General features: G+C 37.9%; 24 protein-coding genes. 13 read left to right on the top strand and 11 right to left on the bottom strand.

The window, feature by feature from the left end; genetic code table 11:
- Nucleotides 1-62: 62 nt before the first annotated feature.
- Together JHT90_RS12925 and argS are read right to left on the bottom strand one after the other, a co-directional pair.
- Complete coding sequence (locus JHT90_RS12925) at nucleotides 63-764, bottom strand: SPOR domain-containing protein (RefSeq protein WP_201091680.1); 702 nt, start codon at nucleotides 762-764, stop codon at nucleotides 63-65.
- 4 nt (nucleotides 765-768) lie between these two features.
- On the bottom strand, nucleotides 769-2,508 hold the full coding sequence (gene argS / locus JHT90_RS12920) for an arginine--tRNA ligase (protein WP_201091678.1): 1,740 nt from the start codon (nucleotides 2,506-2,508) through the stop codon (nucleotides 769-771).
- 334 nt (nucleotides 2,509-2,842) lie between these two features.
- Between argS and acs the strand changes: the two genes are divergently transcribed.
- Nucleotides 2,843-4,819, top strand: a complete 1,977-nt coding sequence (gene acs / locus JHT90_RS12915) for an acetate--CoA ligase (protein ID WP_201091676.1) — start codon at nucleotides 2,843-2,845, stop codon at nucleotides 4,817-4,819.
- A gap of 80 nt (nucleotides 4,820-4,899) precedes the next feature.
- Here acs and JHT90_RS12910 read toward each other — a convergent pair whose 3' ends face one another.
- From JHT90_RS12910 to elbB, 7 genes are all read right to left on the bottom strand, one after another.
- Nucleotides 4,900-6,255, bottom strand: a complete 1,356-nt coding sequence (locus tag JHT90_RS12910) for an MATE family efflux transporter (protein ID WP_236253961.1) — start codon at nucleotides 6,253-6,255, stop codon at nucleotides 4,900-4,902.
- A gap of 1 nt (nucleotide 6,256) precedes the next feature.
- A complete protein-coding gene (locus tag JHT90_RS12905) occupies nucleotides 6,257-6,718 on the bottom strand; it encodes a YcxB family protein (protein WP_201091674.1) in 462 nt (153 codons plus the stop codon).
- A 2-nt stretch (nucleotides 6,719-6,720) separates the two neighbouring features.
- Nucleotides 6,721-7,221, bottom strand: coding sequence for a YcxB family protein (locus JHT90_RS12900; protein ID WP_201091672.1), 501 nt, complete (start codon nucleotides 7,219-7,221; stop codon nucleotides 6,721-6,723).
- Nucleotides 7,222-7,274: 53 nt separating this feature from the next.
- A complete protein-coding gene (locus tag JHT90_RS12895; protein WP_201091670.1) occupies nucleotides 7,275-9,074 on the bottom strand; it encodes a DEAD/DEAH box helicase in 1,800 nt (599 codons plus the stop codon).
- A 344-nt stretch (nucleotides 9,075-9,418) separates the two neighbouring features.
- Nucleotides 9,419-10,507, bottom strand: a complete 1,089-nt coding sequence (gene trmA / locus JHT90_RS12890; protein ID WP_201091666.1) for a tRNA (uridine(54)-C5)-methyltransferase TrmA — start codon at nucleotides 10,505-10,507, stop codon at nucleotides 9,419-9,421.
- Between the two features lie 3 nt (nucleotides 10,508-10,510).
- On the bottom strand, nucleotides 10,511-11,815 hold the full coding sequence (locus tag JHT90_RS12885; protein WP_201091664.1) for an NCS2 family permease: 1,305 nt from the start codon (nucleotides 11,813-11,815) through the stop codon (nucleotides 10,511-10,513).
- An 83-nt stretch (nucleotides 11,816-11,898) separates the two neighbouring features.
- The gene (gene elbB, locus JHT90_RS12880; protein WP_201091663.1) at nucleotides 11,899-12,564 is read right to left on the bottom strand and encodes an isoprenoid biosynthesis glyoxalase ElbB; all 666 of its coding nucleotides are present in this window, start codon (nucleotides 12,562-12,564) and stop codon (nucleotides 11,899-11,901) included.
- Between the two features lie 171 nt (nucleotides 12,565-12,735).
- Between elbB and JHT90_RS12875 the strand changes: the two genes are divergently transcribed.
- Nucleotides 12,736-13,446, top strand: a complete 711-nt coding sequence (locus tag JHT90_RS12875; RefSeq protein ID WP_201091662.1) for a pirin family protein — start codon at nucleotides 12,736-12,738, stop codon at nucleotides 13,444-13,446.
- Nucleotides 13,447-13,569: 123 nt separating this feature from the next.
- On the opposite strand, the gene JHT90_RS12870 is transcribed toward JHT90_RS12875, so the two are convergent.
- On the bottom strand, nucleotides 13,570-14,121 hold the full coding sequence (locus JHT90_RS12870) for a DedA family protein (protein ID WP_201091661.1): 552 nt from the start codon (nucleotides 14,119-14,121) through the stop codon (nucleotides 13,570-13,572).
- 234 nt (nucleotides 14,122-14,355) lie between these two features.
- Between JHT90_RS12870 and hemB the strand changes: the two genes are divergently transcribed.
- The 3 genes from hemB to JHT90_RS12855 are packed head-to-tail and all read left to right on the top strand — an operon-like array spanning nucleotide 14,356 to nucleotide 18,688.
- Nucleotides 14,356-15,366: a porphobilinogen synthase gene (gene hemB, locus JHT90_RS12865; protein WP_201091659.1), complete on the top strand. Its 1,011-nt coding sequence runs from the start codon at nucleotides 14,356-14,358 to the stop codon at nucleotides 15,364-15,366.
- A 26-nt stretch (nucleotides 15,367-15,392) separates the two neighbouring features.
- Complete coding sequence (ppk1, locus tag JHT90_RS12860) at nucleotides 15,393-17,570, top strand: polyphosphate kinase 1 (RefSeq protein ID WP_201091656.1); 2,178 nt, start codon at nucleotides 15,393-15,395, stop codon at nucleotides 17,568-17,570.
- Nucleotides 17,571-17,599: 29 nt separating this feature from the next.
- The gene (locus JHT90_RS12855; protein WP_236253959.1) at nucleotides 17,600-18,688 is read left to right on the top strand and encodes an alpha-hydroxy acid oxidase; all 1,089 of its coding nucleotides are present in this window, start codon (nucleotides 17,600-17,602) and stop codon (nucleotides 18,686-18,688) included.
- Here JHT90_RS12855 and JHT90_RS12850 read toward each other — a convergent pair.
- The gene (locus JHT90_RS12850) at nucleotides 18,685-19,119 is read right to left on the bottom strand and encodes a DNA polymerase III subunit chi (RefSeq protein WP_201091654.1); all 435 of its coding nucleotides are present in this window, start codon (nucleotides 19,117-19,119) and stop codon (nucleotides 18,685-18,687) included. The two genes, JHT90_RS12855 and JHT90_RS12850, sit on opposite strands and share 4 nt — an antisense overlap.
- Nucleotides 19,120-19,315: 196 nt before the next feature.
- Here JHT90_RS12850 and JHT90_RS12845 point away from each other — a divergent pair, with 196 nt between their 5' ends.
- From JHT90_RS12845 to JHT90_RS12810, 8 genes are all read left to right on the top strand, one after another.
- Complete coding sequence (locus tag JHT90_RS12845) at nucleotides 19,316-20,809, top strand: RNA polymerase factor sigma-54 (RefSeq protein ID WP_201091653.1); 1,494 nt, start codon at nucleotides 19,316-19,318, stop codon at nucleotides 20,807-20,809.
- 75 nt (nucleotides 20,810-20,884) lie between these two features.
- Nucleotides 20,885-21,172, top strand: a complete 288-nt coding sequence (hpf, locus tag JHT90_RS12840; protein WP_201091651.1) for a ribosome hibernation-promoting factor, HPF/YfiA family — start codon at nucleotides 20,885-20,887, stop codon at nucleotides 21,170-21,172.
- Nucleotides 21,173-21,460: 288 nt separating this feature from the next.
- Complete coding sequence (locus JHT90_RS15270) at nucleotides 21,461-21,859, top strand: hypothetical protein (RefSeq protein WP_236253957.1); 399 nt, start codon at nucleotides 21,461-21,463, stop codon at nucleotides 21,857-21,859.
- 91 nt (nucleotides 21,860-21,950) lie between these two features.
- Complete coding sequence (gene ptsN, locus JHT90_RS12830) at nucleotides 21,951-22,415, top strand: PTS IIA-like nitrogen regulatory protein PtsN (protein WP_201091647.1); 465 nt, start codon at nucleotides 21,951-21,953, stop codon at nucleotides 22,413-22,415.
- A gap of 8 nt (nucleotides 22,416-22,423) precedes the next feature.
- On the top strand, nucleotides 22,424-23,281 hold the full coding sequence (gene rapZ / locus JHT90_RS12825) for an RNase adapter RapZ (protein WP_201091645.1): 858 nt from the start codon (nucleotides 22,424-22,426) through the stop codon (nucleotides 23,279-23,281).
- Nucleotides 23,282-23,296: 15 nt separating this feature from the next.
- Nucleotides 23,297-23,569, top strand: a complete 273-nt coding sequence (locus JHT90_RS12820; RefSeq protein ID WP_201091644.1) for an HPr family phosphocarrier protein — start codon at nucleotides 23,297-23,299, stop codon at nucleotides 23,567-23,569.
- 218 nt (nucleotides 23,570-23,787) lie between these two features.
- The gene (gene dxs / locus JHT90_RS12815) at nucleotides 23,788-25,686 is read left to right on the top strand and encodes a 1-deoxy-D-xylulose-5-phosphate synthase (protein ID WP_201091643.1); all 1,899 of its coding nucleotides are present in this window, start codon (nucleotides 23,788-23,790) and stop codon (nucleotides 25,684-25,686) included.
- Entirely contained in the window at nucleotides 25,683-26,414 is a 732-nt protein-coding gene (locus tag JHT90_RS12810) for a 16S rRNA (uracil(1498)-N(3))-methyltransferase (RefSeq protein WP_201091642.1), read from the top strand. The genes dxs and JHT90_RS12810 overlap by 4 nt, the downstream gene beginning before the upstream one ends.
- Nucleotides 26,415-26,431 lie beyond the last annotated feature (17 nt).

Here is a 26,431-nt window from a genome sequence, read left to right as displayed (position 1 = left end):
AAACCACTAACAACAGTATAAGTAGTACTGGTGTTAGTGGTTTTTATGAGTTTTTATCCAAATTATTGAACTTTACGCGGAACAACCAATGTTTGATTAAAACCGTGAGAGGCCAGTTGTTTTTGCGCTTTAGTTGCCTCATCTTTAGTTTTATAAGGGCCTACCAATACTCTGTACCACGTTTTATTATTGCTATTGGCTGTTTCTACTTTAACATCTTGACCAAGCATTAAAATTTGCGCCCTAATACTTTCAGCCCCTGTTTGGGTCGGGTATGAGCCAGCTTGCAAAAAGAAATTCATGCTTGATGGTGCTGTAGGAGGCGTAACAACTGCCACTTGTGATGGTTGCGTAGTTGGTATGGGTTGATTAACCTGTTGGTTAGCTTGTACAGGCGGTTTAACAGGGGTAGGCGGAATAACAGGTGGAGTTCTACCCTCTAATAAGGCTGCTGCACGGTCGCCATCTAATTTTTTACGCTGCTCTTCAGTTAGAATCGGCTGATTAGGCTCTTTGCCTGAAAGCATTTTATCAAATTCAAACTTAACAGATGTATTGTTGGTATTATTATCTTTAGGGCGCGTGGCAGTGGTGGTAGGTTTTTGACCGTTTCTAATATCTTGCTTTGGCTCAAGTTTCATTAAAAACATAATAAAGCCACCAATAACAATACCTGCAACTAACCATATCCAGCCAGGTGCACCAGATTTTTTAGGTGGTGTATATTTATTAGCACCACGTGGTTTAGTTTTTGCCTTAGCCATTTTCTTACATACGCTCCAAAGGAACTAGTCCTAATAGTTCTAAGCCTTGTTTTAAAGTGCGACCCGTTAGTGCAGTTAGACGCAAACGACTTTGTTGTTGCTGTTCATTAGCTGCTTTAAGCACAGGGCACTCTTCATAAAATGTTGAGAATAGTTTAGCTAGATCATAAAGGTAGCTACAGAGTAAATGTGGTAAGCCTTTACTTGCTACACTATTTAAGGTTTCTGAGAATAACATTAAATGAGCCGCTAAGTCTTTTTCTTGCTCGGCTTCTAATACTATTTTACCAGTGAGTTGCTCAATTGTTTTGTTGGCTGTGCGTAATACTCCATTAGTACGAGTATAAGCGTAAAGCAAATATGGTGCAGTATTACCCACTAAACTTAGCATATTGTCAAAACTAAAGGTATAGTCACTGGTACGGTGTTTTGAAAGATCAGCATATTTAACCGCACCAATACCAATAGAATGGGCTATTAGCTTACATTCTTCTTCACTGATTTCAGGATTTAGTTGTTTGGCTAAATTATAGGCTTTTTGTTCTGCATCATTGAGTAGATCAATTAGCTTAACCACACCACCATCACGTGTTTTGAAGGGTTTGCCATCTTCACCATTCATAGTACCAAAGCCCATATGCTCAAGGTCTAATTCAGGGTTAGCAAAACCAGCTTGACGCGCAGCCACATATAACATATCAAAATGCAGTGATTGGCGTTGATCTACAAAGTACAAGCAGCGATCAGCTTTTAAAATATCATTACGATAACGAATAGCGGCTAAGTCAGTGGTCGTATATAAATAACCACCGTCTGCTTTTTGAACAATCATACCCAATGGCTCGCCTTCTTTATTTTTAAAACCATCTAAGAAGATACATTGTGCACCATCACTTTCAGTTAGCATATTGTTAGCTTTTAATGCTGCAATAACCTTCGGAAGATCATCGTTATATGCACTTTCGCCACGGACATCAGCGCGCGTTAATTTTACATCAAGACGATCATACACTTGTTGGCAATGGCCGAGTGAAATATCATTGAATTTTGTCCATAGCTCTAAACATTTTTTATCACCTGCTTGTAGTTTTACTACCATTTCACGGGCTTTAGTGGCAAATTCAGGCGAGGCATCAAAATGTTTTTTGGCGGCACGGTAGAAGTTTTCTAAATCTGATAATTCGCTTTCAGCATCAGCAGGATTTTCTTCCATATAGGCTAGTAGCATACCAAATTGAGTACCCCAATCACCAACATGGTTTTGACGAATAACAGTATCACCTAAAAACTCTGCAACACGTGCCACAGCATCACCAATAATAGTAGAACGTAAATGGCCTACATGCATTTCTTTGGCTAAGTTAGGTGAAGAAAGATCAATCACTACCCGTTGTTTTTTACCCACTTTTGTTACTAATAGCTTAGGATCAGTTAATGCTTGGTCTAAACGGTTGGCTAATGCCTCTGTATTTTGAAAGAAATTTAAAAAACCTGGGCCAGCTATTTCTACTTTGCTAATTTCATCACTGCTAGGCAGTGCGGCCACAATTTTCTCTGCTAAATCGCGGGGTTTCATTTTTGCAGGTTTGGCTAGCATCATGGCAATATTAGAAGCAAAATCACCATGTGTTTTGTCTTTAGTATTATCAATTTGAATCGTCACTGCTAAATCAGCAGGTAAAATATTTTCATTGATTAAGGCAGTTAATGCCTGCTGGATTAATTGACTGATAAGTTCTTTCATTAGGCTTCTATATGCAAAAATAAAGTGATTGGATTAAATAAAGGTAAATTCTTACTATTGTATACCAAGTTGGGGTAAGTAAGGTACAGCAAGGTAAATATTCTTAAAAATCATCAACTATAAGCTGTTAAAAAATAATATATTTAATAGATTATAAAAAATAATATTGAATTAAATAGAATTTACTGTTATTTTTCTTAACGAAGAATTTTATAAAAATAAAAAACTTAAACTAAAGATTAATGCAAGTTCGACTATTGTCGAATGCTCATTGGGTTGCTTTTCAAGGCACAATGTAAAAAACAAAAATAATTAATAACTAGAGGTGGTAATTATGACAATAAAAATATATCCGGTAAAAAGTAATATTTTAGAGAAGACGTTAACGGATGAAGCAACATACAAAAGTATGTACCAACAATCGATTATTAATCCAGAAGGATTTTGGCGAGATCAAGCTAATCGAATAGATTGGATACAGCCTTTTACACAGGTTAAACAAACCAGTTTTGATGATCATCGAGTGGATATTAAATGGTTTACAGACGGTACCTTAAATGCCTCTTATAACTGTTTAGATCGCCATTTAGAAGAGCGCGGAGATCAAGCGGCTATTATTTGGGAAGGTGATAACCCTGCTGAATCTCGCACTATTACCTATAAACAACTACATGCCGAAGTGTGTAAGTTTGCTAATGCCTTACGCGGACAAGACATTCATCGTGGTGATGTAGTTACCATTTATATGCCAATGATTCCAGAGGCGGTGGTTGCCATGCTAGCTTGTGCTAGAATTGGTGCTATACACTCTGTTGTTTTTGCAGGCTTTTCTCCAGAATCTTTAGCTGGTCGTATTGCTGACTGTAAATCCAAGATTGTGATTACTGCCGATCAAGGTTTACGTGCAGGTAGAGTGATTAATTTAAAAGAAAATGTGGATGAAGCGTTAACCAATCCTAACACCTATAGTGTACAAAAAGTGATTGTGTGTAAACGTACTAATGGTCAAATCCGTTGGTATCCACACCGTGATATTTGGTATGACGATTTAATGAAAGTAGCTTCAGATCGTTGTGCTGTGAAAGAAATGGGTGCAGAAGAAGCATTATTTATTTTATATACATCAGGCTCTACAGGTAAACCAAAAGGTGTGTTACATACCACTGGGGGCTATATGGTGTATGCATCCTTAACCCATGAGCGTATTTTTGATTATAAGCCTGGTGATATTTATTGGTGTACAGCCGATGTGGGTTGGATCACAGGCCATAGTTATATTGTATATGGGCCACTAGCCAATGGTGCAACTACCTTATTATTTGAAGGCGTGCCTACCTATCCTGATATTAAACGTATGGGACAAGTGGTGGATAAACATCGTGTAAATATTCTTTATACTGCACCTACCGCTATTCGTGCCATGATGGCGCACGGTAAGAAAGCTGTTGAAGGCTATGATGGCAGTAGTCTAAGAGTATTAGGTTCAGTAGGTGAGCCAATCAATCCAGAAGCATGGCAATGGTACCATGATGAAATGGGTAAACAAAAATGTGCTGTTGTTGATACTTGGTGGCAAACAGAAACAGGGGGTATTTTAATTACTCCATTACCAGGTGCAACAGAAACCAAACCAGGTTCTGCTACTAAACCTTTCTTTGGTGTACAACCTGCGATTGTTGATAACTTAGGCAATCTTATTGATGGGCCTGCCGAAGGTAATCTTGTGATTATCGATTCATGGCCTGGACAAGCGCGTAGTATTTATGGTGACCATGATCGTTTTGTGGATACTTACTTTAAAACCTTTAAAGGTATGTATTTTACAGGCGATGGTGCGCGTCGTGATGAAGATGGTTACTGGTGGATTACAGGTCGTGTGGATGATGTTCTCAACGTATCTGGTCATCGTATTGGTACCGCTGAAGTTGAAAGCGCTATGATTGCCCATAGAAAAGTGGCAGAGGCAGCAGTTGTAGGTGTGCCACATCCTATCAAAGGGCAAGGTATTTATGTTTATGTAACACTGGCTGAGGGTGAAGAATCTTCTGATGAGCTAATGAATGAGTTAAGGGAGTGGGTTCGCCATGAAATTGGCCCTATTGCTACCCCTGATTATATTCAATGGGCGCCTATGTTGCCTAAAACACGTTCTGGCAAAATCATGCGTCGTATTCTGCGTAAGATCGCAAGTTTTGAATATGATCAATTAGGTGATACTAGCACATTAGCTGATCCAAACTCAGTGGATCAAATAGTGGCAGAACATAAACGCTTATATGGTGATGAACCTAAACAAGCTGTTTCAGCCTAGATTAACGGTCTTATTTAATTTTATTGAATAATTACGTTTCACTCACAGGGTTAGTACTTCCCTTAGACTAACCCTTTTTTTTATGTGGCTTGCTGAATCCATTGATTACGTTTAGTAATGTTGTAACTGATATAGCCTAATATAATACTGCGTAATACCATAAAGGTTAGAAAAGTTATCCATAGGCCATTATTAGCTAAGGGTTGTAATAATAAGCCGAGTGGCAGACTAATAATAAAAGCAAGCAACATACTATTACGCATTTCTTTAGCACGTGTTGCGCTAATAAATAAACCATCTAATAAATAACTCCAAACAGCTATCAAAGGTAACACAGCTAAATAAGGAATAAGTGGGTAAGCTTGTTCTCGAACAGTGCTGATAGTGGTTTGTAAATTAACAAAATAATCACCAAACTGTAGAAAGCTGATAGCAAATAATACACTAGCCAATAATGCCCAGCCACAAGCCACAATCAAGGTTGAGCCTAGGGCTAGTTTATTTTTTTCACCAATAGCTTTACCGCATAATGCTTCAATCGCATGGGCAAAACCATCAAGAATATAGGCGGTAATAGTTAGACCGTTAATAATAATGATATTGGCACTTACTGTTTCTTCACCTAACCGTGCACCTTGTAGCATGAGTAGAAAAAATACGCCTTGTAAAGTTAAGCTACGAATAAAGATATCTCTATTAACAGTAAGCAAAGCCTGCCAACTATGCCAATGCTTTAACGTAGATAATAACCATCGCCCTGCATATTGTTTAAGCGGTACATAGATAAAACAAAAACCGATTAAACAGCCAGACCATTCGGCAATAACCGCAGCTTGCCCTGCACCTACAACGCCTTTATCAAGATACAGCACAAACCAAACCGATAACACCATATTAATAATATTGGTGGTGATTAATATTAATAGCGGGATACGTGCATTTTGTGAACCTAGAAACCAACCCACTAAGGTATAGTTCAGTAAGGCAGCGGGCAAGCCCAAAATACGCCAATTAAAAAATTGTTGGGCAGCTTGGTGGAATTGTTGGTTAGGCTGAATCCAATATAAAGTGAGTTGATAAAAGGGAATAGCTAAAAAAATAAGGAGTATGGATAAACCAAGTGCAAGCAATAAACTTTGGATAAGGATTTGCCTGAGTGTAGAGCCTTGCTGACGACCCACAGCTTGTGCTGTAAAGCCGATAGTGCCCATACGGAAAAAGCTTAAACAGCCTACAATAAAAAGATAAGTTGTACTACCTACTGTTACAGCCGCTAAATTATGTGCTTCTGGTAATCTTCCCATCACCATTGTATCAACTAGAGATACAAGAGGGATCGAAAGATTGGATAAAATCATTGGCAGGGTAAGTACCCAAACTTTTTTATGAGTACTACTATCTTTCCAACTGATTAAAAAATAATTAAGTAATTGCACGTTATTTTATTTTACAACCAGCAGCTTGAGCCTTCTCTATAAGTTCAGCTTTTATATCACTAGGTACATTTTCAATAGGGATGATTATAAATGCACCATATTTAAGAATAATTTGCCAGCTATCAGAATAACGATAAATCATTTTTATATCAGACCAAGGGTAAGTTACTTGAGATTGCATCAGTAGCCCTTGCTCAGTGAGTGTAGAGGTTATCTTTGCTGTCTCTAGCATCTTTATGTAGCAGTGTTTAATTTGTAAATAGTGAGTGAATAGTTGGACAATGTAGAATACGATTGCACCACAAGCAAAGCCTTGGATAAATTCCTCGTCATTAAAAATGATCACTAATAAACTTATCGTTGAAATTAATAAATAACATGGGATAGTGCGTTTCCATATACGGTTAATAGATTTCTTGATAAGCGTCTTACTGTAGTCAAAAGTAAAAGTTTTAGTGCTCATAATTAACAAATCCTCCCACCTGCTTCATGTACTTTTTCTAAGATAAAGCTTTGTGCCTCAGCAGGAATTGTGTCTAAAGGGAAGGTTGCATAACTGGCACGTGCTAGAAAAACTAACCAAGTATCATGGTATCGCCAAATTTCTTTAATGGCTGTCCAAGGCCATTCACCTTCACCCAGTTCAGAAGCAAGCGCAAATTTTTCATCGTATACTTTAAAAGTGACAGTAGGGTTTTGTAGTGCGTTAAATGTACCTAACACATGGTAGCGATTATTTAGGTAAACGCTGATACCAAATAAAATGCCAGCAGTAAATATAACGGCAAAAGCACCCATCATCCACGAGGTATCTCCTTTAATAATTGCACTAACAAAGCAGAAACCAATAAAGAGCATGGCTATAAAGTAACGCCAACCTAGCGCCCTTTTCCAATAACGGAAAACAGATTTCTTAAGCATGGCTAAACTATATACCATGTTTATTTGATAACGAATTTCTTCCATTATATTTCCCTGATATTAAACAAAGCCGACATATTGTCGGCTTTTAGTTTAACTTAATCTTCGCGATAGCGACGAAGTTTTAATGGTTTTCCTGCCACTCGCGTATCTTTAAGTTTGGTTAGGATTTTCTCTAATCCTTTTTCAGGAAGTTCCACGATACTAAAGCTATCACGGATAGTGATTTTACCAATCTGATCTTTATTAATGCCAGCTTCATTAAGAATAGCACCTAATAAGTTCTTGGCAGCAACACCATCTAAACTACCAACGGGAGTACGACAGCGTACTTTTCCTTCTGATACTCTATCGTTAGAGCGACCGCTAGAACGGCCTTCGCGTTCTATTCTTGGTCCGCGTTCGCTACGTTCACCACGCTCTTTACGTTCGCCTCTTTCTCTTCTTTCGCCACGTTCACCGCGCTCTTTACGTTCGCCACGTTCCCTTCTCTCGCCACGTTCTTTGCGATCTCTGCTACCAGGCTCACGCTTAGCATTGCTGATAGGGGTTAGTTTAGGTTCGGTACGCTCAATTTCTTCCACGGTTAATGGACGACGATTAGTTGCACGACGTAATAAAGCAACTGCTAAATCTTCTACTGAACAATCTAAATCAGTAGTTAGTTTATTAACTAGCTCAACATAATGTTGTTGGCTTTCTTCTGGCTTAGTAAAAGGTTGTAAGTTTTTAGTTAAGCGTCTAATTCTGGCTTCTAAAATACTTTGAGAGTTAGGTAAAGTAGCTTCACTCACTTCTTGTTTAGTTACACGCTCGATGGTTTGTAACATACGACGTTCACGTGGGGTAACTAATAATAAAGCTTTACCTGTACGACCAGCACGACCCGTACGACCAATACGGTGTACGTAAGATTCTGGATCATAAGGCATATCCACGTTAAATACGTGAGTAATACGTGGTACATCTAAACCACGCGCGGCTACGTCAGTAGCTACTACAATATCTAAACGACCATCTTTTAATGATTCAATCACTTTTTCGCGTTGATTTTGTGCAATATCACCATTTAGCGCAGCAACGCGGTAGCCTTTAATTTCTAATTCAGTAGCTAAGTCTAAAGTTGCTTGTTTAGTGCGCACAAAAGCAATTAATGCATCAAAGTCTTCTACTTCTAATAAACGTAGTACAGCCGCATTTTTTTGATCAGGGTGTACCATTAAATAAGTTTGCTCAATACGTTCAACAGTTTGTGTTTTAGCAGCAATCTTAATATTTTTAGGTTCGTTTAATTGTTTTTCTGCAATCGCTTTAATAGATGCAGGTAGAGTAGCAGAGAATAAAGCCGTTTGACGCTTTTTAGGCAAAGTTTTAAAGATGCTTTCTAAATCATCCATAAAACCAAGCTTTAACATTTCGTCGGCTTCATCTAATACAAGGAATTGTACGCCTGATAGGAAATTAGCATCACGACGTAAGTGATCACATAGTCTACCAGGGGTAGCAACCAATACTTGTACACCATTGCGGATCGCTTTAAGCTGTGCGCCCATAGGTGCGCCACCGTAAATAGCAGCTACTTTGACTGTAGGCATTTGTTTCGCATAGCTTTCAAATGCGTCAGCAACTTGTAAAGCTAACTCACGGGTAGGTGCTAGTACCAATACTTGGGTATGGCGGCTAGTGGGATCAATTTTACTTAAAATAGGTAACGCAAAAGCAGCTGTTTTACCTGTACCTGTTTGTGCTTGGCCAATAATATCGTGGCCAGCTAGAATTTCTGGAATTGCTTTTGCTTGAATAGGAGATGGTTCTTCGTAACCAACCGCAGCAATAGCCGCTAAAATACTAGGGTGAATACCAAGCTCAGCAAATGAGCTGTTTTTTTTCTGGGTCATGGAAATGCCTCAATGTGCAATCGCAAGTACCCAAAAACTTAAGCTGCTTATGCCTTGTTTACTACTAACCCGAGCAGTGTAATGGTTGGGATCTGCGAAAAACTAGATAAAAATCGTAAGACTATGGAAGTATAATTCCATAATATCAGTTAAATACGCTATTATAGCTATTACTCTATATTTTTATACGTCGTTAAATGGCTTTGTCGTACTAGTTGTACTGCCTTCAGCCATTCGCCTCGTCTAAAATTGTATAGTAACAGCTATAGTTTATAGCGGAGGCGAATTATACTGTATTTTTAGCAAAAACACAGATTTATTTTTCAATAAATAGCAACAAAGTGTTATTTTCTTTCTAATAAAACGCCTGCTTCCATATGATGAGTGTACGGAAATTGATCAAATAATGCACAACGACTGATTTGATGAGTGTTTGCTAATTGCTTGATATTTTCTAATAAAGTCTCTGGGTTACAGGAGATATATATAATCCTTGGGAATTGGCGAACCAGTTCGCAAGTATCTTTATCCATACCTGCGCGAGGTGGATCAACAAAAACGGTAGCAAATTGATAACTGGCTAAATCGATATGTGCCAAACGATTAAAAGGGCGCACTTGATTTAGTGCTTGGGTTAGTTCTTCAGCAGATAGTCTGACTAAACTAATATTATCTATGTGATTATCAGTAATATTTTGTAAAGCCGCTTTGACTGACGTTTTACTAATTTCTGTGGCCAGTACTTTACGTACTCGTGTTGCTAAGGGTAGGGTAAAATTACCATTACCACAGTAAAGCTCGAGTAAATCATCATTCCTAGTACCTAATACCTCATAAGCCCAATTAAGCATTTTATTACAGACAATACCATTGGGCTGGCTAAATGCCCCTTCGGGTTGTTGATAAGTAAAGGTTCTGCCTGCAACGGTAAATTCTTCTATAGCATAATCTTTGCCAATCACTAACCGCTGTTTACGAGAGCGGCCAATAATATTGATATTAAGTTGTTTAGCAAGCTGCTCGGCTTCTGTTTGCCATTGCTCGTCTAAAGGGCGATGGTAACAAAGAGTTACCACAGCATCACCTTTAACAGTAGTTAAAAATTCAATTTGGAAAAGTCGATTGGATAAGGTTTTACTGGCTTGCCAAGCAGCTTTTAAGTGGGGCATTAAATCATTGATTTGTTGACTAGCAATAGGGAAACGATCTAATAAAATAGGGGTGTGTTTATCGCCTTGTTTAAACATGGCGTAATCAAGTTGTTCACCTTCTCGCCATAGCCTAAATTCTGTACGCATGCGGTAGTGTTCAGTAGGAGACTCAAATACTTCTAGTGGAGGTGCATTAAAAGCAGCGAGTAACTCGGTAAGATAGCGCTGCTTCTCTGTTAATTGAATATCGTACTCAGTAGGATTGGATAGTAGTGTATTCATAAGTTATTCGTGTAAGAAAGCAAATTTTAAAATAAATAAAATAGACAATATGATTAACGCTGAATTAACTTCTTTGGTGCGCCCCGTTAGTAATTTAATAGCTGTCCAACTGATAAAGCCAAAAGCAATACCATTGGCAATAGAATAGGTAAAAGGCATAGCAATGGCAGTGATTAACACGGGTGCTGAGGTGGTAAGATCATGCCAGTCAATTTCTGCCAGTCCTGAGGCCATAAGAATGGCTACGAAAAGTAATGCAGGTGCAGTAGCAAATAACGGAACACTTTCTGCTAGTGGTGAAACAAATAGCGCTAGTAAAAAGAATAGTGCTGCCACGCAAGCGGTAAGACCCGTACGACCACCTGCGGCGACACCTGCTGTAGATTCTACAAAGCTAGTGGTGGTAGAGGTACCCAGTAATGAACCAGACATGGCAGCAGTACTATCGGCAATTAATACCCGTCCCATTCTTGGCAAATAACCATCAGCACGCATAAGCCCTGCTTTTTTAGCCACACCGATTAATGTGCCTGAGTTATCGAATAGATCAACAAATAAGAACGAAAAAATAACCGCAATCATCCCTACTTGAAATGCACCAGCTATATCAAGTTGCAAAAAAGTAGGTGCAATAGAAGGTGGGGCAGAAACAATACCTTTAAAAGGCGTAATACCTAGCACAATACTGATAACAGTAATCATTAATATACTAATAATGACTGATCCTGGTACTTTGCGAGCTTCTAAGGCAATAAGAATAAAAAAGCCTAAAATCGCCAACAATGGCTCAGGTTGGGTAAGGTCGCCAATGGTTACCAATGTAGCAGGGTTACCCATAATGATGCCTGCTTTTTGTAAACCAATAATAGCGAGAAATAAGCCAATACCAGCAGCAATAGCAGAACGTAGCGCCAGTGGGATACTATTAATAATCCATTCACGAATTTTGAATAAGGATAAAATAAAAAATAATGTAGCAGAAATAAATACCGCTCCTAAGGCGACTTGCCAACTGTAGCCCATGGTGTGAACCACTGTGTAGGAAAAGAAAACATTAAGCCCCATACCTGGTGCTAAAGCCAATGGGTAATTGGCTATTAAACCCATGGTAAGAGAACCAATAACAGCCGCCAAACAGGTAGCTACAAATACAGCGGAATGATCCATTGCCGCGCCATTGACATCGCTTAAGATATTGGGGTTAATAAACAGGATGTAGGCCATCGCTAGAAAAGTCGTAAAACCAGCAATTATTTCAGTTCTAATAGTGGTATTGTTAGCCTTTAATTTAAATAGCTTTTCTAGCATGATAGTGTCTCAGCTAATGAATGGATAGAAACAGTACAAAGTAAAAAGCCTCCTAAGAAAGGAGGCTTAAAATAATAATTTAATTATTGAAAATCAGTAAGTTGTAAAACGCGTAGCACCAATTTTCTGATACCAGGCGCAATATCACCAATAGATCTCCCTAGCATATAAGCAGGTGTTGTAACCAGTTTATGTGCTTTATCTTCTACAATATTATCCACTGTACAATCTTGATGAATCGCCCCCATTTTTTCTATTTCAGCTGCTGTATTAGTATCTTTACCAATCGTGCAAATAATACCTCTACCGTATATTTTAGGGGCTAAATGAGGAGCTATACAGATTAGCCCGATTGGTTTTTCAGCTTTAGCAAAAGCTTGGGTGGCAGCTAATACATCAGCATTAACTGTGCAGTCAGCCCCTTTAAAAGCAAAGTCTGAAAGATTTTTAGCAGCCCCAAAACCACCAGGAATTATAAGCGCACCAAAATCATCTACATTAAGTTCAGTGATATTTTTTATATTACCACGCGCGATACGAGCGGACTCCACTAGCACATTACGGGTTTCAGCCGCTTCTTGTTGAGTGACATGATTAACAACATGGGCTTGATTAATATTGGGAGCAAAACATTGTACTTCTGCACCTTGCTCACTTAAATAAAGTAACGTTAGGGTAGACTCATGAATTTCACTGCCATCAAAAACCCCGCAGCCTGCAAGGATTACAGCTATTTTTTTAGTTGGCATAGTAGCTCCTTTTAAATGAAGGTATGGTCGGCTGAGTGATTATTATAACAAAAGATAACAACAGGGATTATTTAATTAGTTAATTAATTACAATACATTGTTCCATTTTTGATAATTGTTTTAAATAAAAAAAGTATTATTATTGTCATTAATGAAACTTTGGAGGTTGATATGTTAAATACTATATTACATAAAGCAAATGAACGTGGTCATGCTCAACATGGTTGGCTAGACTCTTATCATAGTTTTAGTTTTGCTAATTATTTTAATCCTGAAAAGATAAATTTTGGTGCTTTACGGGTGATTAATGAAGATAGAGTGTTACCTGGTGAAGGATTTGCTACGCATTCTCATAATAATATGGAAATTATCTCCATTCCATTATCTGGAGCATTGGAGCATAAGGATAGCATGGGTAATACTTCTGTTATTCAGTCAGGTGAAATACAGGTAATTAGTGCAGGCACAGGTATTTTGCATAGTGAATATAATGCAAGCCATGAAGAATTAGTGCATTTCTTACAGATTTGGATTATCCCAAATCAAAACAATGTAACGCCACGTTATCAACAAATTAAATTTGATGAGAAGCGTTTAAATGAGTTCCAACAAATTGTGTCGCCAAATCCAAATGATGAAGGCGCATGGATTCACCAACAAGCATGGTTTTCGCTAGGGCATTTTAATCAGTTAGCGCCTATTGAATATAAGCTGCATGATAGAAACAATGGTGTTTATGTATTTATTATTCAAGGTGAAGCAATGGTTGGAGATAGTAAACTGCTAGATCAGGATGCATTAGGAATTACAGGGGAAACTGCTGTAAAAATTACACCTGCAAAGACAGATACTCGAATTCTGTTGATCGAAGTACCTATGTAACACTTGATAACGCAAGGATGCGTTATAGAGCTATTGTTGTACATTTTTATACATCGTTGAATAGCAATTTTACTGTCTATAGCTATTTGCCTTGTCGAAAATTGTATAACAATAGCTAGAGTATTATTGAGGGGATTTTCTATTTTTTATAAATCGTCTGATCCATAAGAAAAGAGCAAGCACAACAATACCGCCTAAGAATATAAGCTCATAGTCTTTTAAATAACTCAATACAATGGTGCCAAAATAGTAAGAGGTACTACCTAATACAATCGCCCATATAATAGCGCCTATGCCATTAAGAATTATATAGCGTTTTGGGGAGTAACCAGAGATACCAATGGCAACAGGCATAATCGTACGTAGCCCGTACATAAAACGGAAAGTAAGTACCCATAAATCAGGGTTCTTTCTAAAATAGATTAGTGCTTTATCAGCAGACTTTTGCCATTTTGGTCTTTTTTGTAAAAGGGCAATACCATAGTATCTACCTAAAAAATACCAAAGTTGATCGCCACAATAACTGCCTATAAAAGCTACAATAATAACTGTTTTTAAGTCTAAAAATTCGTGAGCTGCCGCAATACCAGCTAACACGAGAATGGTTTCACCTTCTAAAAACGTTCCTATAAATAAGGCTACATAGCCATAATCGTTAAGCAGTTGTTCCATCATATGATGATCTTATTGTGAATAATAATAGGTTATAACTTACCAGTATAAACAAAAAAGTCCTATGGTATTGTAAGATAAATCGTGACAAAATCTAACCTATTGTTCATAAAGTATTTAAAAATATTTAATTCCCTACAGAATACAACAGATTGAAGTAGAATAATAAGAGGATTATGCATTAATTTGCTAAATTAAGCGTATAATCGAAGAAATTTCACTGATTAGGAGGCAGAGGTGTCTTTTTCTTATTCCAACCGATTATTTCCAGCTACTAGATTACGCCGTAATCGCTTTGATGATTTTTCAAGACGATTAGTCTGTGAACATCAATTAACGGCTAATGATTTAATCTTGCCAGTGTTTGTTACGGAAGGAAAAAGTTACCGTGAAGATGTGTCTTCTATGCCAAATGTGCAAAGGCTATCCATTGATGAGTTGTTAAAAGAAGCTGAAGAGTTAGTGGCATTAGGTATTCCCGCCATTGACTTATTCCCCGTGATAGACCCTAGCAAAAAAACAGAGGATGGGCGTGAAGCTTGGAATCCCGATGGATTAATTCAACGTACTATTCGCGCTTTAAGACAAAATGTACCTGAATTGGGCGTTATCACGGATGTGGCGCTAGACCCTTATACCACCCATGGTCAAGATGGTATTATTGATACAAATGGCTATGTGATTAATGATGTAACCATCGAGGCATTGGTTAAACAAAGTTTATCTCATGCTGAAGCGGGCGCACAGATTATTTCACCCTCCGATATGATGGATGGTCGTATTCAAGCCATTCGAGAAGCTTTTGAAGTTGCAGAACTCCATACCACAAGATTGATGGCGTATTCAGCTAAATATGCCAGTGCTTATTATGGGCCATTTCGTGATGCATTAGGCTCAAGTGGTAATTTAGGAAAATCCAATAAGTTTAATTATCAAATGGACCCTGCTAATAGTGACGAAGCATTGCATGAAATTGCCCTTGATTTGGCAGAGGGTGCGGATATGGTAATGATTAAACCAGGCACTCCTTATCTTGATATTGTGTATCGGGTAAAACAGGCTTTTAAAGTGCCTACCTTTGTATATCAAGTAAGTGGTGAATACGCCATGCAGATGGCGGCTATTAATAATGGTTGGCTGTCAGAAAGTATTATTATGGAAACGTTAGTAGGCTTTAAACGAGCGGGAGCTGATGGAATTTTAACTTATTTTGCTAAATACGCCGCTAAGCAACTAAAAAATAGTTAATATTTCTGAAAAGGTTGGAAATAGTGATGAGTACCAAAGATAAAAAGAATCAAGAAATGGTGGAAGCAAAAGTTGTTGAGATTGTTGATGGAGTAATTGAGCCTGCTAATCAGGAAGGAACATCCATTAATCTTGACGATTATAGTTTGTATTTAAATCGCGAATTTTCACTGTTAGAGTTTAATATACGCGTACTAGAACAATCGTTGGATGAGACGTATCCACTGTTAGAACGCTTAAAATTTTTATTAATTTTTTCCAGTAACTTAGATGAGTTTTTTGAGATCCGTGTTGCGGGTCTGAAAAAGCAGGTCAAGTTTTCTCGTGAACAAATTGGTGCGGATGGGTTATTGCCTCGGCAAGTGTTAAAACAACTAAACACGGTTGTGCATCAACAAGTAGAGCGTCAGTATCGCATTCTTAATGAGGTTTTACTGCCTGCTTTAGCAGAACAGAATATTCGGTTTATTCGTCGGCGTCATTGGAATACAAAAATTAAAGCGTGGGCGCGTAAGTTTTTTAAAGAAGAGATTGCCCCCATTGTTAGCCCGATTGGGTTAGATCCTACCCACCCGTTTCCGCTGTTAGTGAACAAAAGCCTAAACTTTATTGTGGAGCTAGAAGGCACGGATATGTTTGGTCGTAGTTCAGGGTTAGCCATTATTCCTGCACCTCGATCACTGCCTAGAATTGTTAGAATTCCTGAATCAGTGGGTGGAGCAGGTGATAATTTTGTGTTTTTATCTTCTTTGATTCATGCCCATGCAGATGATTTATTCCCAGGTATGCAGGTAAAAGGCTGTTATCAATTTAGATTAACCCGTAATGCTGATTTATCCGTCGATGCTGAGGATGTAGAAGATTTAGCCCGCGCATTAAAAGGTGAGTTGTTTTCCCGTCGTTATGGTGATGCCGTACGCTTAGAAGTAGTGGATGCTTGTCCTGAGCATTTATCTAATTATTTAAGTGAACAATTTAGCCTTTCTAAAGAGGAACTATATAAAGTTAATGGTCCTGTAAACTTAACGCGACTGTTTAGTATTACTGGTTTAGCAGGCCATCCAGATTTGCAATCCAAACCTTTTTCACCTGTTATTCCCAGAGTTTTACAGAAAAAGAAAGATAATTTGTTTGCTACCTTATCAAAGATAGATGTGCTATTGCTGCATCCTTATGAATCTTTTACACCTGTGGTTGATTTTGTAAGGCAAGCGGCAAAAGACCCAAATGTGTTAGCCATTAAACAAACCTTATACCGTACAGGAGCAAATTCTGAGGTGGTAGATGGTTTGGTGGAAGCGGCTCGTAATGGTAAAGAAGTGACTGCTGTTATTGAATTGCGTGCCCGTTTTGATGAGGAATCAAATTTACAATTGGCTACCCGTCTACAAGAAGCGGGTGCTATTGTAACCTATGGTGTAGTAGGCTTTAAAACCCATGCGAAGATGTGTTTAATTTTACGTCGTGAAGGAGAAGAGTTACGGCGTTATGCTCATTTAGGTACGGGTAACTATCATGCAGGTAATGCCAAGTTATATACAGACTATAGTTTATTAACGGCTGATGTGGCGTTATGTGAAGATTTACATAAATTATTTGGTCAACTAATCGGTATGGGTAAAACACAGCGGATGAAAAAATTACTTTATTCGCCATTTACCTTGAAGAAAAACTTATTAGAAATGATTAATCGTGAAGCGGCTGCTGCAAGTAAGGGGTTGCCTGCTCGTATTATTTTAAAAATCAATGGGCTAACTGATACTAAAATGATTCGAGCACTTTATAAAGCCAGTCAGGCTGGGGTGAAGATAGACTTAATTATTCGTGGTAAGTGTTGTTTAAGACCAGGAATAGTAGGTGTTTCTGAAAATATTCAGGTGCGTTCAATTATTGGTCGTTTCCTTGAGCATAGCCGCGTGTTTTATTTTTATAATGGTGGTGAGGAGAAAATCTATTTATCCAGTGCAGATTGGATGGAGCGCAATTTGGATATGCGGGTAGAAACCTGTTTCCCCATCGAGGGCAAGAAGTTAACCACTCGGGTTAAGAAAGAGTTAGATATTTATTTAAGTGATAATACCCACAGTTGGATTTTACAGAGCGATGGTAGTTATATTCGCTCCATACCAACAGGTAATCAAATACCTAAATCAGCGCAACAGATTTTATTTGAGCAGTTAACCAATCAAGGTAATAGTCGCTAGCTACTTTATAGGAAATAATGGGAGCATTTATGCCTTATTCGATCATACCGCCACAGTTATTCTCAGTAGAAGATTATGAAAAAAGTGCAGCTAAAGTCATCGATCATATTGCATGGAGTTATTTAGTAGGGGGTAGTGGTGATGAGCTTACGCTTGAATGGAATAAGCAAGCATTTCAGCGCATCCAATTACAAGGCAGGGTGCTAAATAATTTTGAAGGGGCTAACACTAAACTTACTTTATTAGGTAATACCTTACCATTTCCTATTCTTTTAGCACCTGTGGCATGGCAAAAGTTATTTCATAAGGATGGTGAATTGGCTACCATGCAAGCAGCTTCTGCAATAGGTGCTGGGATGGTGGTAAGTACAATGGCAAGTACTTTATTAGAAGAGTTAGCTGAACAAGCCACTAAACCCTTATGGTTTCAACTTTATATCCAAGCTGATCGAACTTTTACTGCCGAATTAGTAAAACGTGCTGAGTTAGCAGGTTATAAGGCTTTAGTATTGACGGTTGATGCACCTATTAGTGGGGTACGCAATCGTGAGCAGCGAGTTAATTTTCGATTACCACAAGGCGTATCTTCAGTAAATTTAGAGGGAATGCATGTGGTAAATAACACCGCTAATTTGTTAGAAAGCCCCCTATTTTCTGGTCAGCTTGCTAGTGTACCTACATGGCAAGATATAGAGTGGTTACAATCAATCACCTCTTTGCCCATATTACTGAAAGGAGTCACCTCTGTAGCGGATGCAGAACAAGCTATTCAGTTAGGTGTTAATGGGTTGATTATTTCTAATCATGGTGGGCGTGTATTAGATACGTTGCCTGCTGCAATTGAACTTCTTCCAAGAATAGCAGAACATGTGGCGGGTAGAGTACCCATCCTTATGGATGGTGGTATTCGTCGCGGTACGGATATTTTAAAAGCGCTGGCCTTAGGAGCAAATGCAGTATTAGTGGGTAGACCCTATATCTATGCCTTAGCAGTAGCAGGTGCAGTAGGTGTTGTACATTTAATAAATATATTGCGGGCAGAGCTAGAGGCGGCAATGGTGCTAACAGGTTGTCGTACCTTAGCAGATATTAATCCTTCAGTGATTTGGCAGTCTTAAATTTTACTGAGGTTGTGATACTGTACATTATATTGGGCAGTATTATAAAAGCGATAATTGGCTCGTGCTTTATCTTTTAGCATAGAGTCATCAATTACAAACTCAGCGATACGTGTAAATTGTTGGTGGTGCTTTGGTATTTCAAAACTTAAATTAATTAACAATGGGTACTGAATAGTTTGATAATCTAATGTTTCGAGTCCTAATGTAATGGGACTACTAGGATTATCCTCTAATAAATCATGAGGAATAAAGCTATCAGCTTTAAATTGCCACAATAATTGATTTAATTGTTGTCGTTGTTGTTCATTTTGACAATGAACATAGATATTACCCAACTGTGACCATGCTTTATTGATAAGACGACAACTGAATAATAAACAATCGTCTATAGTAGCAGTGGGTAGGTTATAAAAATCTACTTTAAGCATGATTAATAGATAAATAACAATAAGGTTAAAAGAAGGGATTGAATATAACTATTTATACTACTATATATTTTAAATAGATGCATCAAAGTTATTTTTATTATGCTGGTTGTTTCATTTTTCAAGCATGTTATTATTTGAAGAATAAAAAAACAGGCATATAATTTGCTTAAAAGTATAAAAGAGATATTAATTTGTTATGAAGCCATCGTTAACGCTAAAGATAGGACAGCAACTGTCGATGACTCCACAGTTGCAACAAGCCATTAGGCTTTTGCAATTGTCTACTGTAGATTTACAACAGGAAATCCAGGAGATATTGGAGTCAAACTCCATGTTAGAACAACAAGAAGCAGGCGAGGATTTCGATGATAATAATTTATTAGGTGAGGAAGACGTTTTAGTCAATCCAACCAGTCAGGAAATTAGTTTTAAAGATAATCATGAGGTGGCAGTTAACGAGCCAGAAAAGGATACAGTAGCAACTGATGTGATTCCTGAAGAACTACCCGTAGATACTGATTGGGATGATATCTATCAAAGTAATGTTAGCCATTCCCACGGTGATGATGACGAGGCTGATTTTACTAGTTATACCTCTGTAGGTGAAACCCTGCAAAGCCACCTATTATGGCAGCTCAATGTTGCCCATATGAGTGATAAAGATAAAACCATTGCGGTTAATATTATCGATTGCATTAATGAAGATGGCTATTTAGAAGAGTCTTTACAGGAAATTCATCAAGGTTTAGATGAATCATTGGATACCGACTTTGATGAAGTGGAAATGGTACTTCATTGCATTCAACAGTTTGATCCGCTAGGTATTGCCGCCAGAGATTTAAAAGAGTGCCTATTACTGCAATTAAAAGGGTTATTTGATGACCATGCTTATTACCAACAAGCGGTTGAATTAGTTGCAAATCACTTAGATTTATTAGGTTCTAAGGACTATAGCCAATTAATGCGTACCATGAAGATTAAGGAAGATGAATTAAAGCAAATAGTGATGCTTATTCAACATCTTAATCCTAAACCAGGGGCACAAATTGAGTCGAAAGAGCCAGAATATATTGTGCCAGATATTATCGTGCGAAAAGAGCGGGATCATTGGATGGTTGAGCTAAACCAAGAAGCTATTCCAAAGCTGCGGGTTAATCCTCAATACGCTAGTTATGTACAGCGCGCCAATAATAGTTCAGACAATACGTTTTTAAAGAACCAATTACAAGAAGCCCGTTGGTTTATAAAGAGTTTGCAAAGTCGTAATGAGACTTTAATGAAAGTAGCCACGCAAATAGTTGAACATCAACGTGGCTTTTTAGAGTATGGTGAAGAGGCAATGAAACCACTCATTCTTTCATCAGTGGCTGAAGCGGTAGGCATGCATGAATCTACTATTTCACGGGTAACTACTCAGAAATATATGTATACTCCTCGTGGTATTTATGAATTGAAATACTTTTTTTCAAGTCATGTCAGTACTTCTGAGGGTGGGGAGTGTTCATCAACAGCTATTCGCGCTATGATTAAGAAACTAATAGCGGCAGAGGATCCGAAAAAACCTTTAAGCGATAGTAAACTAACTACGATGCTTGAGGATCAGGGGATACAGGTAGCCAGAAGAACCGTAGCTAAATACCGTGAGGCGTTAGGTATTGGTTCATCTAGTGAACGTAAGCGATTAATATAAAGAATTGCCAATCCAAGGCAACTTACCTTATGCCTAACGTGGGTATAAGTAATTAAAAATGTTAAGGAGAAATTTATGCAAATTAACATTAGTGGTCACCAACTTGATGTTACCGACGCACTACGCAACTATATTGATGAAAAGTTTGCTCGTCTTGAACGACACTTTGATAAAATTACGAGTGCGCAAGTGATTATGAGTGTTGAAAAGTTGAATCAAAAGGTTGATGCAACGCTTCAGTTAGCTGGTGGTGAGGTGGTTGCTGGTGCGGAAAATACAGATATGTATGCTGCCATTGATGCATTAGTTGATAAGTTAGATCGTCAATTAATTAAATTTAAAGAAAAACATCAAAAACACTAGATAGTTTATACAAAGCTGAGGTTTGAACATAAGATGTACAAGAAAAAAGTGACAGATTATGAAACCAAACTTCAGCTTGTTACAGTCAGTAGTTTAGTTATAACCTTATGTTTGTTGCCTCTATTAATTTATTTACTTTCCATTAATTTTGTTCAATTTCTATTATTTCTTTGTTCGTTAAGTTTCCTAATATATTTATCTTTTAGTCTAATAAAAAGTGATGCTATTAAACCAATTACAAAAATAATATGGTTGGTTATTGCTTGTTTCTTTTTTGTTCAATTTTATATGCTATGCAATAGCAGTAGTAAAGCTGATCAAGTAATTACAACGGTTATATTAGGAACTGTATTTGCTTATGCTGTTCCTATGCTATTGGGTACAGCAGATAAATACTTTATTAGCTTTTTAAAAAGAAATTGTATTGATACAGAATTTGAGATAGATAGTTATGAGGCTGCTGAAGGTGGCGAAATAGCTGTTTTTAATACAGATACTGAGCGCCCTCATTATGCACGGTATGTTTATTGGTTGCTTAGTTTTGTTTTACTAATAACCATTTTGCTATTTATTTTCTTTAGTGTGGTGAGTGATTTTCGAGACAAAGGTTTATATATAGTATTAGTTATTGTATTTAGTTTTGCTTTAATATATACCCTTAAAAAGCTAAAGAATTTTTATGATTAAAAGTTGTCTATAAAAATTGATGTATTCTCCGCAACTATTTATTTAAACTGTTATGTTTAATTAAATAATAATTGGTAATGTAGTATTTTATATGATGCAACTAAAAGAATTTCTAACACCTGCACAAGTGTTAGTTGATGTTAATGTAACCAGTAAAAAACGTGCATTAGAAGTAATAGCAAAAACAGTAGCAGCCACTTGTGCTAGTGTAGATGAGCAACAGGTTTTTGACCAACTAATAGATCGGGAAAGGCTTGGCACTACAGGTTTTGGTAATGGTGTAGCTATTCCCCATTGTCGTATGGAAAGTTGTGAAGAGCCGATAGTTGCTATAATGAAATTAGCGACAGGTATAGATTTTGATGCAGTTGATGATCAGCCAGTAGATATTTTGATAGGCTTAGTTGTGCCAGCAGAGGCAACGGATGAACATTTACAATTACTTAAACAAATTGCTGAATTATTAAGTAATAGCGAGTTATGTAAGCAAATAAGAGCTACTACGGATAATCAGCAGCTTTATCAAATAATTGTTAATGGGGTAGGTAATACATAGGTTAAGTTATGCGTCTTGTTATTGTAAGTGGTCGTTCAGGTTCAGGTAAAACTACAGCGCTTCATTTATTAGAAGACAATGGTTTTTATTGCATTGATAATCTACCTGCTAGCTTATTTACAACAGCTATTGAACAAGCGTTATTACAAACAGAGATAATACAACCAAAGATCGCTGTTTCAATTGACGCACGAAGCTTACCGAGACAAATCGAAAACTTCCCCAGTATTTTTGAACGACTCAGTGCGAAATATATTCAATGTGATTTAGTATATTTAGATGCTAAAGATGACATATTAATTAGCCGTTTTTCAGAAACTCGCCGCCGTCACCCATTAACTACAGCCACCCGTTCCTTAGCAGAAGCGATTGATGAAGAGTCTAAATTATTAGCTCCAATCATTAATTTGGCTACCTTACATGTTGATACTAGCCAATTAAATGTTTATCAATTAAAAGACTTTTTAAAACTCCATTTATTAGAAGAGCCTGAACTTGGTACAGCTTTTTTGATCAAATCATTTGGATTCAAACGAGGAATACCTATGGACGCTGATTGGGTATTCGATTTGCGTTCACTACCCAATCCGTATTGGGTGGCAGAGCTAAGAAATTTGAAAGGTACAGATCAGCCAGTCATTGATTATTTAGTAGAACAACCTGAAGTTTTAGAAATGCAGAATGATATTCTAGTGTTTCTAGAAAAATGGTTACCGCGCTTTGCTGCTACTAATAGGTCTTATATTACTGTAGCAGTTGGTTGTACGGGTGGGCAACATCGCTCTGTGTATATGGCTGAACAAATTGGTAAAATATTAAAAGCTACTTTAAAAAATGTGCAAGTCCGTCATCGTGATTTGTTGTAGGAGAAATGTTACAACATGCAGTCGAAACAAATAGAAATTATTAACCAATTAGGATTACATGCTAGAGCAGCAGCTAAGTTTGTAGGTACAGCTGGACGGTTCGCTTGTAGTATTAAGGTTGGACGTACTCCTGAATCATTGGTAGATGGCAAAAGTATCATGTCAGTAATGATGTTGGCGGCAAGTAAGGGCACTATGCTTCATCTAATAACCGATGGAGACGATGAGCAGCAAGCCATGCAAGCAATGGTTGAATTAATAGAAAATTATTTTGGTGAAGGACGATAACTACACATTAGTGACTATAGTGGGTTAGTATTTACTGTGCTGTATCAATAGCAATTTTTTGTTATAACCATTGTTTTAATTATAATTATCTATACATAAATAGTTTCAGATAGGTCATTTAATGTAGTAAAAATAGCTAATAAAAATAATTAGCTATTTTGACACGGGGCGCAATCAGGTAAAATGCTCTGCTTGAATACAAAAAATGAATATTACTAATGGTTAAAACTTTTTACGATATACCGAGAGAACGACCAGTAACTCCGTTACTTGATCGCATTGATACACCAAAACAACTTCGTTACCTAAGTGAAGCGGAATTGGCTGTACTAGCGGATGAGTTACGTGAATTCTTATTGTATACAGTAGGCCAAACGGGCGGCCATTTTGGTGCTGGTCTTGGGGTGATCGAATTAACCATTGCCTTACACTATGTTTATGATACACCTGAGGATAATTTAATTTGGGATGTAGGCCATCAAGCCTATCCTCATAAAATTCTCACTGGGCGTCGTGAACAAATGGCTACTTTACGACAAAAGGATGGTCTCGCAGCCTTTCCACGTCGCGCAGAAAGTGAATATGATAGTTTTGGTGTAGGCCATTCAAGCACTTCTATCAGTGCTGCCTTAGGCATGGCCATTGCCGCCAGATTACAAAATAATCATAAAAAGAGCGTTGCTATTATTGGTGATGGTGCGCTAACCGCAGGTATGGCTTTTGAGGCTTTAAATCATGCGGCTGTGGTTGATGCAGATATGTTGGTGGTGTTGAACGATAATGACATGTCTATTTCTGATAATATTGGTGGCCTGTCTAACCATTTAGCGAAAATACTTTCTAGTCAAGCTTATCGCCATGTCCGTGATAACAGTAAAAAATTACTCTCCCATCTGCCTGGAGCGTGGACAATTGCACGGTTAGCTGAAGAATATGCAAAAGGTATTATAGCACCTACCACATTATTTGAAGCTTTGGGTTGGAATTATATTGGCCCAATAGATGGCCATGATTTACCCACGTTAGTGGCTACTTTGCGTAATATGCGTAGTTTATCAGGGCCACAATTTCTACACGTGGTGACTAAAAAGGGTAAGGGGTTTGCGCCTGCTGAGGAAAGCCCAACAGCTTACCATGCTATTAGTAAATTAGAACCGCTAGATGCACCACCCAAAAAACAAACAGCTCCTAAATATTCTAATATATTCGGGCAATGGCTTTGTGATATGGCAGCTCAAGACGAGCGATTAGTGGCTATTACCCCTGCCATGAAAGAAGGCTCTGATTTAGTGGCATTCAGTGAACGCTACCCTAAACGTTATTTTGATGTGGCTATTGCTGAACAACATGCAGTGACTTTAGCTGCAGGCATGGCCTGTGATGGCTTGAAGCCTGTGGTGGCTATCTATTCAACATTTTTACAACGGGCTTACGATCAACTAATCCATGATGTAGCCATTCAAAATCTTGATGTGCTATTTGCCCTAGATCGTGCAGGGTTAGTGGGGGAAGATGGTCCAACCCATGCAGGTAGCTTTGATTTAACTTATCTACGTTGTATCCCTAGTATGGTTATTATGACCCCTAGTGATGAAAATGAACTACGTAAATTACTAACAACAGGTTATTTATACAATGGCCCTGCGGCTGTGCGTTATCCACGGGGAACGGGGCCTAATGCTACGGTAGAAAATGATTTATTAGCCGTTGAAATAGGTAAAGCCGTGGTGCGTCGTCAAGGTGAAAAAGTTGCCTTATTAGTGTTCGGTGTGCAGTTAGCTGAGGCGATGAAGGTTGCAGAAAAGTTAAACTATACCGTGGTTGATATGCGCTTTGTAAAACCATTGGATGAAGCATTAGTCTTAGTAATGGCTAATAATCATGAATTATTAGTAACCATTGAAGAAAACAGTATTATGGGTGGTGCTGGCTCTGCGGTAACTGAATTGTTATTAAAAGAAAATTGTTTAAAATCCGTATTGCAACTAGGTTTACCTGATATTTATATAGAACATGCTACGCCAGCCAGTATGTTAGCTGACTGTGGCTTAGATGCAGCAGGTCTTGAAACAGCGATTAATCAGCGCTTAAATCAGTTGGAAAAAAATACCAAATGAGATTATCTCGTTTTTTTGTAAACACGCCATTACAGTTAGGGGAGCATGAAGTTCCTGCTTATTTAGCTCATTATATGGGGCGAGTATTACGTCTGTCGGTTAATGATCCTGTGCAATTATTTGATGGTTCTGGTTTAGAGTTTTTAGGGACTATTAGCCAGATTACTAAAAAGAGTTTAGTGGTTAACTTAACCAAGCAGTTAACAGGGCTAGGTGAGTCACCACTGTATACTCATTTAGGGCAAGGGTTAGCACGTGGCGAGAAAATGGATTTTGTGATACAAAAAGCCACTGAACTGGGTGTTAGTGAAATTACACCATTATTTACTGATCGTTGTGAAGTGCGTTTAAATGAAGACAGAACAGATAAGCGAATGACACATTGGCAACAAGTTGCCATCAGTGCTTGTGAGCAATCAGGACGCTCTAAAATACCTACTATTAATCCACCAATATCGGTTAGTGAATGGGTAGCAAATGTTCAAGCTGATCTAAAATTAATGCTTCATTTAATCGCTGAGCCTATGGGAAATTATCAAAAGCCTTCTTCATTGGCTTTATTAATTGGTCCAGAGGGTGGCTTTACCGATGAAGAAATAGCATTAGCGCAACAGTATGAGTTTCAGCAAGTACATTTAGGCAGTAGGGTATTACGCACAGAAACAGCCCCCATCGTAATACTCTCTATTGCTCAGCAATTATGGGGTGACTTTAATCCTAATAATTAGTTTCGCTGAGTAGTTAG

It is taken from the genome of Entomomonas asaccharolytica (assembly GCF_016653615.1).
GTDB lineage: Bacteria > Pseudomonadota > Gammaproteobacteria > Pseudomonadales > Pseudomonadaceae > Entomomonas > Entomomonas asaccharolytica.
This window is presented reverse-complemented; position numbering and strand designations above follow the sequence as displayed.

Excerpts from the sequence above, each read along its gene's own strand:
- rapZ (WP_201091645.1), top strand. The coding sequence starts at position 22,424 with ATGCGTCTTGTTATTGTAAGTGGTCGTTCAGGTTCAGGTAAAACTACA.
- elbB (WP_201091663.1), bottom strand. The coding sequence starts at position 12,564 with ATGCCAACTAAAAAAATAGCTGTAATCCTTGCAGGCTGCGGGGTTTTT.
- JHT90_RS12925 (WP_201091680.1), bottom strand. The coding sequence starts at position 764 with ATGGCTAAGGCAAAAACTAAACCACGTGGTGCTAATAAATATACACCA.
- ppk1 (WP_201091656.1), top strand. The coding sequence starts at position 15,393 with ATGAGTACCAAAGATAAAAAGAATCAAGAAATGGTGGAAGCAAAAGTT.
- JHT90_RS12895 (WP_201091670.1), bottom strand. The coding sequence starts at position 9,074 with ATGACCCAGAAAAAAAACAGCTCATTTGCTGAGCTTGGTATTCACCCT.
- JHT90_RS12905 (WP_201091674.1), bottom strand. The coding sequence starts at position 6,718 with ATGAGCACTAAAACTTTTACTTTTGACTACAGTAAGACGCTTATCAAG.
- JHT90_RS12850 (WP_201091654.1), bottom strand. The coding sequence starts at position 19,119 with ATGCTTAAAGTAGATTTTTATAACCTACCCACTGCTACTATAGACGAT.
- JHT90_RS12900 (WP_201091672.1), bottom strand. The coding sequence starts at position 7,221 with ATGGAAGAAATTCGTTATCAAATAAACATGGTATATAGTTTAGCCATG.
- JHT90_RS12855 (WP_236253959.1), top strand. The coding sequence starts at position 17,600 with ATGCCTTATTCGATCATACCGCCACAGTTATTCTCAGTAGAAGATTAT.
- JHT90_RS12885 (WP_201091664.1), bottom strand. The coding sequence starts at position 11,815 with ATGCTAGAAAAGCTATTTAAATTAAAGGCTAACAATACCACTATTAGA.
- ptsN (WP_201091647.1), top strand. The coding sequence starts at position 21,951 with ATGATGCAACTAAAAGAATTTCTAACACCTGCACAAGTGTTAGTTGAT.
- JHT90_RS12845 (WP_201091653.1), top strand. The coding sequence starts at position 19,316 with ATGAAGCCATCGTTAACGCTAAAGATAGGACAGCAACTGTCGATGACT.
- JHT90_RS12820 (WP_201091644.1), top strand. The coding sequence starts at position 23,297 with ATGCAGTCGAAACAAATAGAAATTATTAACCAATTAGGATTACATGCT.
- JHT90_RS12810 (WP_201091642.1), top strand. The coding sequence starts at position 25,683 with ATGAGATTATCTCGTTTTTTTGTAAACACGCCATTACAGTTAGGGGAG.
- dxs (WP_201091643.1), top strand. The coding sequence starts at position 23,788 with ATGGTTAAAACTTTTTACGATATACCGAGAGAACGACCAGTAACTCCG.
- hpf (WP_201091651.1), top strand. The coding sequence starts at position 20,885 with ATGCAAATTAACATTAGTGGTCACCAACTTGATGTTACCGACGCACTA.
- trmA (WP_201091666.1), bottom strand. The coding sequence starts at position 10,507 with ATGAATACACTACTATCCAATCCTACTGAGTACGATATTCAATTAACA.
- JHT90_RS12870 (WP_201091661.1), bottom strand. The coding sequence starts at position 14,121 with ATGATGGAACAACTGCTTAACGATTATGGCTATGTAGCCTTATTTATA.
- JHT90_RS15270 (WP_236253957.1), top strand. The coding sequence starts at position 21,461 with ATGCTATGCAATAGCAGTAGTAAAGCTGATCAAGTAATTACAACGGTT.
- JHT90_RS12875 (WP_201091662.1), top strand. The coding sequence starts at position 12,736 with ATGTTAAATACTATATTACATAAAGCAAATGAACGTGGTCATGCTCAA.
- argS (WP_201091678.1), bottom strand. The coding sequence starts at position 2,508 with ATGAAAGAACTTATCAGTCAATTAATCCAGCAGGCATTAACTGCCTTA.
- acs (WP_201091676.1), top strand. The coding sequence starts at position 2,843 with ATGACAATAAAAATATATCCGGTAAAAAGTAATATTTTAGAGAAGACG.